Origin of the sequence: Bacterioplanoides sp. (genome assembly GCF_965226395.1) — a bacterium.
In the GTDB taxonomy this organism is placed as follows: domain Bacteria; phylum Pseudomonadota; class Gammaproteobacteria; order Pseudomonadales; family Oceanobacteraceae; genus Bacterioplanoides.
The window spans coordinates 1,960,928-1,973,235 of the sequence record NZ_OZ245358.1; the positions used below are offsets into that span (position 1 = coordinate 1,960,928).

The 12,308-nt window shown below is 42.9% G+C and carries 11 protein-coding genes and 1 pseudogene; 6 read left to right on the plus strand and 6 right to left on the minus strand.

The window, feature by feature from the left end; all coding sequences use genetic code 11:
- Nucleotides 1–83: 83 nt before the first annotated feature.
- From ACO05E_RS08950 to ACO05E_RS08970, 5 genes are all read left to right on the plus strand, one after another.
- Nucleotides 84–950, plus strand: a complete 867-nt coding sequence (locus tag ACO05E_RS08950; RefSeq protein WP_419812595.1) for a YifB family Mg chelatase-like AAA ATPase — start codon at nucleotides 84–86, stop codon at nucleotides 948–950.
- Between the two features lie 640 nt (nucleotides 951–1,590).
- Nucleotides 1,591–1,935: a hypothetical protein gene (locus ACO05E_RS08955; protein WP_419812596.1), complete on the plus strand. Its 345-nt coding sequence runs from the start codon at nucleotides 1,591–1,593 to the stop codon at nucleotides 1,933–1,935.
- 2 nt (nucleotides 1,936–1,937) lie between these two features.
- Nucleotides 1,938–3,239 carry a type II toxin-antitoxin system HipA family toxin gene (locus tag ACO05E_RS08960; protein ID WP_419813675.1) on the plus strand — a complete coding sequence of 434 codons (1,302 nt, stop codon included), beginning with the start codon at nucleotides 1,938–1,940 and terminating at the stop codon, nucleotides 3,237–3,239.
- A 605-nt stretch (nucleotides 3,240–3,844) separates the two neighbouring features.
- Nucleotides 3,845–4,234 (plus strand): TA system antitoxin ParD family protein, encoded by a 390-nt coding sequence (locus ACO05E_RS08965; protein ID WP_419812597.1) that lies wholly within the window; start codon nucleotides 3,845–3,847, stop codon nucleotides 4,232–4,234.
- Nucleotides 4,235–4,251: 17 nt separating this feature from the next.
- Entirely contained in the window at nucleotides 4,252–4,836 is a 585-nt protein-coding gene (locus ACO05E_RS08970; protein WP_419812598.1) for a hypothetical protein, read from the plus strand.
- A gap of 249 nt (nucleotides 4,837–5,085) precedes the next feature.
- Here ACO05E_RS08970 and ACO05E_RS08975 read toward each other — a convergent pair.
- The 3 genes and pseudogenes from ACO05E_RS08975 to ACO05E_RS08985 form a co-directional block, all read right to left on the minus strand.
- A pseudogene (locus tag ACO05E_RS08975) lies at nucleotides 5,086–5,592 on the minus strand (helix-turn-helix domain-containing protein); the annotation flags it as partial.
- A gap of 278 nt (nucleotides 5,593–5,870) precedes the next feature.
- Entirely contained in the window at nucleotides 5,871–6,848 is a 978-nt protein-coding gene (locus ACO05E_RS08980; protein WP_419812599.1) for a hypothetical protein, read from the minus strand.
- Nucleotides 6,849–6,858: 10 nt separating this feature from the next.
- Nucleotides 6,859–7,143 (minus strand): hypothetical protein, encoded by a 285-nt coding sequence (locus ACO05E_RS08985; protein WP_419812600.1) that lies wholly within the window; start codon nucleotides 7,141–7,143, stop codon nucleotides 6,859–6,861.
- A gap of 798 nt (nucleotides 7,144–7,941) precedes the next feature.
- Here ACO05E_RS08985 and ACO05E_RS08990 point away from each other — a divergent pair.
- Complete coding sequence (locus ACO05E_RS08990; protein ID WP_419812601.1) at nucleotides 7,942–9,837, plus strand: hypothetical protein; 1,896 nt, start codon at nucleotides 7,942–7,944, stop codon at nucleotides 9,835–9,837.
- Nucleotides 9,838–10,088: 251 nt separating this feature from the next.
- Here ACO05E_RS08990 and ACO05E_RS08995 read toward each other — a convergent pair whose 3' ends face one another.
- The 3 genes from ACO05E_RS08995 to ACO05E_RS09005 form a co-directional block, all read right to left on the minus strand.
- Nucleotides 10,089–11,030: a hypothetical protein gene (locus ACO05E_RS08995; protein ID WP_419812602.1), complete on the minus strand. Its 942-nt coding sequence runs from the start codon at nucleotides 11,028–11,030 to the stop codon at nucleotides 10,089–10,091.
- Nucleotides 11,031–11,221: 191 nt separating this feature from the next.
- On the minus strand, nucleotides 11,222–11,488 hold the full coding sequence (locus ACO05E_RS09000) for a hypothetical protein (RefSeq protein WP_419812603.1): 267 nt from the start codon (nucleotides 11,486–11,488) through the stop codon (nucleotides 11,222–11,224).
- A gap of 109 nt (nucleotides 11,489–11,597) precedes the next feature.
- Nucleotides 11,598–11,843, minus strand: coding sequence for an antitoxin VbhA family protein (locus ACO05E_RS09005; protein WP_421722731.1), 246 nt, complete (start codon nucleotides 11,841–11,843; stop codon nucleotides 11,598–11,600).
- Nucleotides 11,844–12,308 lie beyond the last annotated feature (465 nt).

Genomic DNA, 12,308 nt, shown 5'->3' on the forward strand with positions numbered 1-12,308 from the left:
AACCCTATGGCACCCATGATGACTGGCTTAGTCTCAGGGTTAACGAGAGTTTTATCTCATTCTGATGACCGCAAGGATTGCCTATGTCACTCGCCCGAATTCATACCCGTGCTCAGCTGGGCATTGATGCTCCCCGTGTGTATGTGGAAGTGCACCTGTCCAGCGGATTACCTTCTCTGAGTTTAGTGGGATTACCAGAAACTGCTGTTAAAGAAAGTAAAGATCGGGTGCGTTCCGCCATTCTTAACAGTGGCTTTGAATTCCCAGCCAAGCGCATCACCATTAATCTGGCTCCGGCCGACTTACCCAAAGACGGTGGTCGTTATGATCTGGCGATTGCGCTGGGGATTCTGGTCGCTTCTGAGCAGGTGTCTGAAAAACGTTTAGAAGGTCATGAATTTATTGGCGAGCTGGCGTTAAACGGTGAATTGCAGCCGATTCCCGGGGTGCTACCCGCGGCGTTGCAGACAGCCAAAGCGGAACAACGCCTGGTGCTGCCCGAATCCAATGCCGAAGAAGCGGCGTTATGCACCAGTGGCCAGTTTTATGCGGCCAGTTCTTTACTGGAGGTGACGGCCTATTTACAGGGGCAGGACAGCCTGCGCGATATTGTGCCGATTGATGCCGCCCATATCGAAAAAAATCCACTGATGCCGGATTTACTTGATGTCCGTGGCCAGCCACAGGCCAAACGGGCGCTGGAGATCGCTGCCGCGGGGCAACATAACCTGCTGTTTATTGGCCCGCCCGGTACCGGCAAAACCATGTTAGCCAGCCGTTTGCCGGGCATTATGCCGCCGATGTCAGAAGAAGAAGCGCTGGTATCGGCCTCAATTTATTCGATTTCTAATCAGCAGCATGACTGGCAAAAACAATGGCGTGTGCGGCCTTTCCGCTCGCCACACCATACGGCTTCTGGTGTGGCACTAGTGGGCGGTTGTAAGTTCTAGTGATATATGAAAATGACTAGAGAAAATTGATAGTTTCTGTCTTTAATTGATAACGAATGATTTCATTGGTTATTGATTTTCAACTGTATGTATCTAGGTAGGCTGATACTCGAAATGCAGATCAATTGATAGTTTTAGAAGCAAATTTATTGTTTACGTAAGTAACACTTCAGCAGTGTAGTAGCTGGCAAGTTTCAGTTCAGGCATAGATTCGAATCTTTTCCCTCCGCCGCTCTGGTCGTGGCTTTTCCTTTTCTTATGCTGTTGCAGCAACTTCTGTTCCTTCGTGCATATCGCTAGAACGCACTGAAATAAGTGCTTCTAAATTGAGAGCATTCAAGAAAACTGTATTGCGCTAGATTTTGTATCTGTATCGCCATATCTCGAGTTCACAAAAGCTTTGAGTGCTCGCAATGGGTGGTAAGTTAATTTTAGATCTGTGTATTGCGATGGGCTTCAATCCAGGAGGTATATTAAGGGTAATATAGTGCTTCTTGTACTTGCTTTTGCTAGATAAGAGGTATTTTATATCCCTTTATGCTATTTGTAGGTTGTGCTATAGAGAATCGTGATGTTTAATGTCTTTCAAGGGGTATTATGTTGCCCTTAAGGCTCATCTTATAATCGCAAGGGGTAATATATGGGATATAGAGATAGGGATAAAATATTGAAGGCTAGGGCTGAAATTGGCAGGCGAATTGAGTCCCTAAGGATTATTCGAGATATAAAGCAAGTTGATCTTTCTTCTAATTCTGATGTTGCTCCAAAGACCTATCGAAGAATTACGAAGGTAACGGGAGATGCTGGCCTGGATGGATTCTTGGCTATTGTGAATGAGTTAGGGTTGTTGGATGCAGTGGTTGCTGCATTCCCCGAGGAGCAGATAAGTCCAATGCAAGTCCTGAAGAATCAGGGTAGGCCGAGAAAGCGGGTGGTGACTTCAAATCCGGAAAAGGATGCTGATGAAGGAGGCGTTGAGTGGTAAAGATGACAAATGCAGCAGAGGTTGTAATCGACGGAAAAACTGTTGGCGCCGTCTATTTTGATACTGAGCGCCTAGTGGGTAGTTTTGAATACGCTGAGGAGTGGATTGAAACTGGCTACAGTATTTCTCCAATTCATTTGCCACTGACAAAGCAAATTTTTTCGTTTCCATATCTGAATCCTGAAACTTACCACGGTTTGCCTGGCGCGTTAGCTGATACGCTGCCGGATGATTACGGTAATGCGATAATTAATGCTTGGCTTATTCGGAATGATCGCGATGTTGGGTCATTCACTCCGGTGGAGCGATTGCTATATACAGGTACTCGCGGAATGGGGGCGCTGGAGTATTTACCGCAAATGCGCGAACAAAAAGTGAAGCCTATGGATGTGAATATTGCTCAGCTTGTGGAGTTAGCACAAAGCGTTATTGATTTGCGCTCTGACCTGAACGTTGAGGTAAGTACAGAAGGCCTTAGTGAGATTTTACAGGTAGGCACATCTGCAGGCGGCGCCCGCCCTAAGGCGGTTATTGCTTTAAATAGCGACCGTACCCATGTTGTATCTGGTCAAGTTGATGTTCCGCAAGGGTATGAGCATTACCTTATTAAATTCGATGGGGTTAAAGAGCGGAGCTCTACTGCAGAAACGTTTGGCGATCCTGCTGGATATGGGCGATTAGAATATGCGTATTATTTGGCAGCGACAGAGGCTGGTATAGATATGATGCCGTGTGAGCTGTTGGAGGAGGGAGACCGGGCTCACTTTCTTACAAAGCGTTTCGACCGAGATGGTAATCGGAAAGTTCATTATCAAAGTCTGTGCGCTATGGATCATGCAGACTTCAAGGCCCCTGGATTGTATTCGTATGAAGAAGCATTTTCAGTAATGCGCCGATTACGCTTGCCATTGAATGATGCAAAAGAAATGCTTCGTAGGATGGTTTTTAACGTGATCATGCGTAATCAGGATGATCATTCCAAAAATTTTGGGTTTGTACATAAAGACGGGCGCTGGAGGTTGGCTCCGGCATTTGATGTAGGGTTTAACTACATTCCAGGTAATCGGTGGACTGAACGCCACAACATGACTATCAATGGAAAGCAAAGTGATTTCGAATACTCAGACCTAGAGGCAGTCGTTAATACGTCTGCTCCTTTGTTGGCAGAGCTACCGAACATCGTAGATCGCGTTAATAGTGCAAGGGATTCCGTTAGAAGACATATGAAAGAGTGTGAGGTGCCGAAGCGGTTAATCGACCGAGTGACAGGCTCTCTCAGGAACATCAGTAAAAGCGGATGGTAAGCGTATAGATGCAAAAAGGCGGAAGTTATTAGAATCCAGCGCGCTTTTTTAGTCGTGTGGGTACTTTCTCGGCTGGATTTTAAGTTTGTTCATGGACGGCGGAATTGGATTTCCATTTGTCTTGTGAGCTTGGCTTGGCTTGCTTGTGCTGTCTTTAGCTTTGTGAATGGCTTATTTTACGGGATTTCTACGCATATTTTAGTGTGTATCTTCAAGAAACGGGTAGGTATAAATTTTCTGTAGCAAAACGATACAGGTGTGCTATATTAACATTGTTTTTCATTCATCAGGGCAGGTTCTCCTGCTTTTAAATATCAACCGTTAGTGGAGAAGGTTATCGAAATCCTTTCATAAGCTAAAACAAGGCCGGCTCTGGAAATCAGACAATATGTGATCTTCCCTCATGACCGGTTACAAGTACGCGTATTTGCCCATTAATAGAATGGGCTCAAGTAGGAGTATATAAATGACATTCGAATTTTTAGGTAAATATGCGATGCAACTGGCGGCAACAGCTATTTGGATGGTAATTGCAATCCATTACTACTCAGTAGCGGCCCCGCCAAAGTCAAGCGATGAGGAATTTCCTCATAGGAAGCAAAAAAATGGCAAACGCAACCAAGCCCGTACGGATTCCTACAGATCTCGTCGGAATTATTGCGGAACGAGCAGCGGCCCAGTCCAGGTCGGTGCAAGCACAAATGCAACTAACACTAACTCTTGGCCAACTTATCTTAGACCAACTTAGTCCGGTGGAAGTTGAAAGAATATTAACGAATTCTGCGAAGGTAGAGCTTGCTCCTAATAATGTAAAGCTGCCAACGCTTTCTCAGATGGTAAAAAAACAGGAGGTGCGAAAAATCAAAACTGTTAGAACTGTCCGTTACGTGCCGGATGAGCAGCATGCAGGCTTGCTGGTAGAAATATCTGAAAGCGGCGAGCGACGGTCAGGTGTGTTCACGGGAGGGAAGTTTGTTCCAGCCCACTTTGATTAACAACCGGGAGCTGCATTATGAGCAACTCGAAAGCAACATGCTATTTACTAGCTGGTGCTCCTCAATCAGGAAAACATACGGCCGGCGAAGCCTTGCTTTCCGATTTTGGGCCGCCATTAATTAAACGCACCATTTTTGAGATGGTGAACCCAGACTCTACTGAGGCTGAAATAAGTGAAAAGGTGAAAGCTGCCCTGCTACGACAGGCTGAAGAAGATGGTGACTTTATTTTTCTGTCATCTTTGGAGCGGCCAGAGGATATCGATCGAATCGGAGACATCAAAGCGGCTGGTGTTGAGATCGTTATGCTAGTAGTGGGGCTTGAATCATTGGATCTGTATGTGGTCAGATCTAGCCGCGAATTGTCCGAAGGCGACGTAAAAATTGGTGTGGCAAAATCACATGCTGGTATAAAAAACGCAATGCCTCTGTGTGATGGAGTCATATTCTATGACAACAGCAGGCTACTGTCTTCGACTGTGATTGACGATGACACCATAGAAATAGAACCTGATTTAAACCTGCAGGCCTGTATTGAGGCTGGCGAACTGACTGAATTGAGTGAGAACGTTAAGGATTGGGTCCGGGAGTTCATCGACTAAAAAACAGATCCGCTATAGGCGACGGCAAACATCCAGGCTGACTGACAGACTCGTACACGCTTCAATTGTAATGCTGAATAATTTTGAAAAGCCGGCCCTAGTCGGCTTTCGCTCTACCGTAAGATGGTAGGTAGGAGCTAAGTGGAAGAATTGGCAGGTTGTCACTTATCAAGTATCTCTTTCCAATTTAGTTAATGGGTGCATTAAAATAATGCTGATTTAGAATATTGCTTATAGTTTTTGTAGTAGTTCAGACCCCAGATAACCTGGATGATGCGTTTCTATTTCGCCACTGACTTCATCGTCCAGCTTCTTACGTTCAAGCGCTGCGACCTGATCATCCGATAAGATGATGCCTTCTTCAGCGACTTTGGCTTCCAGAGCTTTCAGGCGCTTCTTAAAGTTTTCCAGATCGTGCCTTAGCCACACTGAGCGAACACCGCTGGCTGAAACAAAGATACCGCGTTTTCTGAGTTCATTACTCACATGAACTTGCCCATGAGCAGGTTGTTCTACCGCATACGCTTTAACAGCTTCTTCAATCGCGGAATCAACACGATTTTTGTGATTAAGCACCTTCCGATTTTGATTAATCAGAGCATCAACACCGCCTTCTTCAACGGATTGTTGATAGCGATAAAACGTATCTCGGGAGACACCCATAACCTTGCAGGCTTTAGACACATTACCGAGTTCTTGGGCAAGGTTCAGCAAACCGGCTTCGTGTTTGATGATTGGATTGGTAGACTCAAGCATAGAGAGTTTCCTTTGTTCAGGTATTGATTCGACACCAACATCAAAACGGGAAACTCTCTTCTTTTCAAATCGAAGTGTCAGATCAGGTCTGAACTAATACAATTTATCATTTTACCTCGAAAAGCCACCCTCTTTCTTCATGATTTTCTACTCTATTTATTCTTACGACATTTTTGTGTCGCATACTTACATTAAGAAGATGAGCAAGCCTGGAGTTTTTCTCTTCAGGAGATTTCAGATATCTATCATCTTTTTTTAACTCTTTTCGCATTCTGCACCTATTGAGTTAATAATATGTTGGAATGAACAAAATCTATCATCTCTAGTACCGATTTACTTTCAAAAAGGGCATTAACACCTTCTTCATATCTACGATTGTAAGTGGAAACAGCTTGCGTTGCATCGACTAAATCATTATTAGTTCTGATTGCGCCGTTTATGGTTATGTTGTTATCACTAAGAAAGCTTTTCGCAACTTCAAGTGAGTCCTTTAATTCATTAATATAAGGAACTACATTAGAGAAACTACTATTACCAGCAGCTACATTATAGGGGGTAGAATTTATATCCGTGGCAGAAGACCATGAATATTCGGTGAATGATTTTCTAAGAGCTACTTGATCCAGGCTATTAACTTCTTGAAGTATTTTCTTTGACATTTGATCAGCCTGGTTATTTGCAGAATATTTGACCAATATGTCATAGGTTTGTAGTAGGTATGATAAATTTTCTGTATTCAAATCCCGAGTCAGAACTTTTCTAGACTCTACGTTGTTTTCAGGATTTCCAGAGATGGCTCCTGTAATACCAGGTGATCCAGCAAGTAATTCAGCTGCTTTGCCTGTTGCGAACCATTGCGATGTATCGGAATCAGCACTCCCACCCGTGGCGCCAAAATTCATTTTAGCTAAGACAGAATGTGCTTTAACTTTTGATCCTTGAGGGTGAAATGTACCATCAGGCGTAACGATAATATTTGTTGTACCATTATCTTTAGAAAGCGTTTTTTGCGCTTCAATACCCTGAGTAGTGTTACCCCGATTAGTCCGACTTGATGGAGTAACAGAATAATCTGGAATTAATGGATCTATTACTCCCTCTTGCCGTTTATACCCTACTATAAATTTCACGGGGCTTCCTGTATTTGGTTCAGAACCGATCTCAATGCCAATAGTCGAATTGGTAAAGAACACTAGGTGGTGGTTAGACGCACACCCCGAAAGGATTAAAATCGACAACAAAAATAATGCTTTCACTGTTTATTCCTCATTGGCCCGCTTGTGAAAAAATGGTGACCTCAGCAAGAGGCGCTCTACATGTTCCGTTTTTATTCTTATCGATCATCAATAATCGATGATCAAAGTATCCGGCACCAATATGAAATAGGCCTGACCGAATGCCAACGCCAGAGACTCTAGAATATTCACAGTTTTCCATAGAATTTTCCTTGTGTTGAAATAATCCAATATATAATGATTTATTTTCAACAACTAGCGGTTGATAGGCGCAACATGCAACTAAAGGTATAAAAGCTAAAAATAACAGTTTCATCAGATAATACTACCGAAATTTCATTAGGCTAAAAAAAATATATTATTTGGTACTATTTTATTAATTCCAGCATACCCTCTTATTACTCTGGTGGAACAAGAGACTGCAACTTCCAAAAAAGACACTTTTAAATTCGAACATTTTGAATTGATTACCAATATCTTATAAATAAATATCCAATAATTGTGCACTTTTAATCTTATCTTATTCTCAGAGCTCTTTCCCCTCCATGTTTAAAAATCTAATCATAAATAGTCGTTGTAAAAAGATTGAGCACTCCAGTACTTACCCCAAATTCGAAAAAGTTTATGCCGAAACTTATGAAAACGCCTAGTTACAAAGTTATCTAAATCAAGGTAAGCATTACCGCTGATTCCATAGCGATTGAAGGTATTGTCGCATCCCGAAGATATCAAAGGCGGACATGCTGCGTATTGCAACTAGCAAAACCACCATAAACCAGTTAACTTTTTGCTTTACCGAACCGCCAAGCCTTCTCTTCGAAAGAAATCTTGTTAAATATTCAATCTATATTTTCTTTTCAGTAAAAAACAGTTGCTAAAATAATTTTTATTCAATATTTCTAATGATAAAGAATTAGATTAAGAGCTATACGCACTTGTAATTCATTTGGTTTTGAAATAAAACAAATGTATTAACAAAAATATCTACAATAAAAGTTATTATACCCTCCTTAATGCTCAACATTTTTAGTCTGGAGATAATGAACCAAGGAATCCTAAAACTCTTCATCAATGCAAAAGCCACAATAGCGATCGATACTGACGAGGAATAACTATGACAACCAAACTCAAAAGCCTAGCTCTCATTTTACTATCTCTATCATTGGCTTCCTGTGGGGGCGATAGCAAGAGCGAATCTCCAAAATCCAATGAACAAGAGCAGGCCTCTCCGAACATAAACGACGGAGAAAACCCGGCCCCAGCGCCCCCAGTCACCGCTGATCCGGGCGATGATAGTCCTCCAGAACCTACGCCTCCCGTTGATACTGACGCAAGTCGAAAGCTTGAAGACTATCAACCTACAACCAGCTTTTTCAATCAACTTGACCCTCTGATTGGATCTGGTTACGAATCTGATTTTGCTCACTTTAATTCTGTTAGATGTCTGAATGGCAGGACAGAGCTTGGTGATGCTGGAGGTGCGAGCATAAATATCAACCAGTCACTGACTTACGCTGATATCGAACAAAGATTGACGTTCAAAACAGGCCTATCCGTAGGAAAAATCAACCTCGCAAGCTCAGAGTTTTTAAGTACCCTGAGAGAAACAGAAAGAACACTATCAGCTGTTACATCAGCTTCTTACGAATTCGACACAGAAAGATTTGTACCTGAAGGCGAGGAGATACTAACGCCGATTGCTCAGCAGGCTCACAATGATTATGGCGGGCACGGATTGCGAAGGCTTTGCGGTAATCAACTTGTGGCACAAGTGACAAGAGCGTCGGACCTCTTTGTTTCGGCAAAGTTTCACTTTGCAACAACACAGCAGAAGCAAAGCTTTATGCTCAATATAGGTCCAATCCCTGTAATTGAAAAAGTAGTCAATTTCTCTTCATCTATAGACGCCTTGGCCAATATAAATGCTGGCGGTGTTTTTGTGGAGATTACAGCTCACCAAACAGGAGGAGATAGTGCCTTGCTTCCTGGTGCTATTTTATCCTCACTGGATTCATCAACAATGATTGCATGCCAGGATGATGGGCTATCTTGCATTCAATTGCTCACGGATATCAATAACGCAATAGCAAGAGATGTTGCGCCATCACTTTCATCAGGGGTTGGAGAGATTCGAAATATCGGCTTCGAGTCTCTTGGTAATCTAATACCCTCATTTTTTGACGGCGACTCACTAGACGCATACGTCAACGAAGATACAAAAAATCGCCGACAAAACCTTCTCGAAAGGCATGAGCAGGCCATGGATGATAAGTCTCTAATCGAATACAGCTTAGCGAGAGCATCTATTTCAACCTCATATTTTTCAGATGAGATAAATAGGCTGGAGGTGATGAGCCAATCCAACGCCCAAAATCTTACTGACCTGGAGGATGCAGTAAGAATCTGCTTTGAGCAGCCTGATTCATGTAATGCAGAATACACATCTGAAACAATGGCAGGTATAACAGATATTGGAGCTATACCGAGCATTAATACTACAAGCTCAGATATCGTTATACACAATCACGCCTATGGTAGACGGACCAATGAAATATGGTGTTCGATACCGTATGGCTCAGCTCTGACCTACATTGGCGCATCTCGCAATTACCGTAGCTTTGTTTTGGGTTATAAGACAATCCATCCTCAACATGGAACGCTTGGTCAGCAAAACATGGTCTCCTGCATTAGGGCGTCAGATGGTAGGTATACAGTCAGCCCAGGGGTCAGCTCTCTCGCATCAGTTTCTCATGAGCGACAAGCGGCTGATGACGAGGTGATAGTTGCTATCTCACACGAAACAACAGGGGGCTCGATGGTGAGAATGCAGGTAGACACTGCCTCATGGGATTCGGATTCAAGGAAGTCTGGTCAGCCTATCCTAGGCAGTCGATTTAATGTGTTGGAAGGGCATGCTCGCGCAAAACCCGGAGATTTCATTTCAGGATTTTCCTTGTGGCACTACGATAGCTCCGCCAGCTACACAACTATCGAATCCACACACTTTTAACACCACCTTCAATATTCGGCCCGCTAGAACCGGGCTGAATATATCCTTTCGTGCAATAAAAAATTGCAAGCTGTCCATTCTGCCAATAATTCAGTTATGAGTGTAAGCTCTGTCGATATATTAAAATGACTAGCTGTAGCATATCATTGCAATTTCTGGTTTTAATTGAGAATGAAAAATCCAACATTTAGCGATTTACAGCTCTCTATGCTTTGAATTGTAAGTAGCTTATGAGAACTTTTTTTATTTATTCAAATCTTTCGACTCAAAAGGTGCCCGCATCCTTTTGGGCAATCTGGTGTTCCGTAACCCGTATGAATCCACTGATTACCGCAGTCGAGGCATTTGTAAGACTGAGGTTTTGGGGGTGGAGGTGGTGCAGGTGGAGTTATATTCTCAGGAGCATCCCGATGCCTAAATGATGACTTCCACTGGCCATAACGATTACTACCAGTCTTTTTTCTTTGTGGGGGCGAAACTCCCCGCTGTATTGATCTTCGTTTTTCTTCCAGCTCTATTGCTATCTGAGTATTTGGATGAAACACCCAGCTGCGATCTCCCTCATATAAAAGAAAGTCTTTAACAACCTCTGAGAATGGTCGCTTAGTCTTCCTGAATGACTCTGCATTAAATGAATGAAGATCAAGTTTTAGAAGTGCTGGAGGGTCATATTCAGGATTAAAGCTACCTTCGAGCACAGGAATAGGTCTCGTTGTGTATTCCAGCCAAACATACACACTACTTCCGTCTGCGCATTTCAACTCCAAATCAAACTGCGTACCGTTATAATGAGTATCCGCAAGGGCTTCTATGATTGGCATGTCGCGGTCTTCTGCAACCTTAACAAACCACTTAACCATGCCGTGAGGGTTTCGCACCGCATGGTGATGCTCAGGGAGCCTTACCCGCCTTCCTTCAAGCTCTTTGGCCACATGCTGGGCCATCATCTTTACAGCGAGTACAGAGTTAAACGGGCATTCCTCTATCGTTGACTTATCAGCATTAGGGCTTCGTGTGTCATGAGCAAAGTGGATGCGTTTTTCTGTATCTTTAGGATGCCGAGAAAGAAGCGGCATCCTGCATCCTGGGCATAGGCAGTTGCAGTTCCTTCCTCTCTCAGCATCCTCAGGCTCAACAATCATCCCTGTAGATGCCGAAATTCCAAATGGAATTAACAAGTCAGTTATTGGCATGATTCTATTAACTCTGCTTCACTCAACTCTTCAAGTGTTTCGATACCCATGGCTATATCCTGTGTAAACTTCTAATAAATTTTAAAGATTCTGCTCTTGCTTGATGTACTTCTTTTCAGTTAATCCAGTATTAGCGTAAATCCTCATGGTTCACGTTCAATAAAATTTTCAGTATCCCCGGATTAATCCGATCACTTCTTTGAATACTTCTTATTCTTACCAAGTTTTTGTTTGAACCTGCTAGCCTTTTCGTGCTCGCTGCAAAGCCTGCATGACCAGTAATCAATATGCTCTCTCCACACAAGAGAATTTTCATCGACAATACTGTCTTTTTCGTACCTGAGCTTAAACTTTGAAATCGCAATCTCTTTGGTTTTCTCAATAGAAAACCCTGAATCTTCCAATGATTCTTTGACGATTCTGATGATCTCTTTCCTGATATGATCTTGAACGTGCAAAGTATTTACCTTCCTTACTGTCAAATCGTCGATGATAAATGGTGATTGTGCGGCATAGGAGTAAGTGAGCAGATTGTTCCAATTTTTGAGGAATAGCCGCTTTTAGAGATCAGGACTGGCAGTACTGAGCGATCAGCTTTTGCTTCACTTTGGCAGCGGTGGTTTTTCCAGTGGCAATACGTAACATATCAGTTTTGGTTTTACGGGACACTACAATACCTTCAATAGCCATGGAGCCAACGGCACTGTTTGTCTTGCGGCGGATGACTGTGTGATTAAGCGTTCTCATAGGTTTTAGTGTAGCTTTATCTGGGTGTGGAGGTAAGCATGCTTGCTCTCTCTGAAGCGAAGACATTGTGTCTCACTCTTGGACAGATAATCACCGAATAATTGCTTTTACTGCTCTGATGAAGCACAAGCAGTTTCTTGATCAACAGCGCCTGAGTGCGTTAGACGGCTTCCAACCTTGAATCAGAAAGTTGGCCTAGGTAATGAATTCAGCAGCAATCGATACCGCCATCGTTGATGGAGAAAAACCGCTTGTTGAGGTAATAGATTACCGGATGAGGACGATTTAATGGGATGCAGCACCATTAAAGGTAGGTTGACGAGACACGGGCAGATTCTAATGAAAGACACATCTGGACGTGCTGTAGATTATCCGGAAATGACTAAACTGACTATTGCGTACTATTGTACTCTTGGACCAACCATAAATAACTCCACTTGCCTAAGGCCTATCATTGTATCTAGCTCAGGATAGCGATTCAACATAAGTCTGTTCTCTAATGATTTAGGATTATTCTTCACAAATCTATCA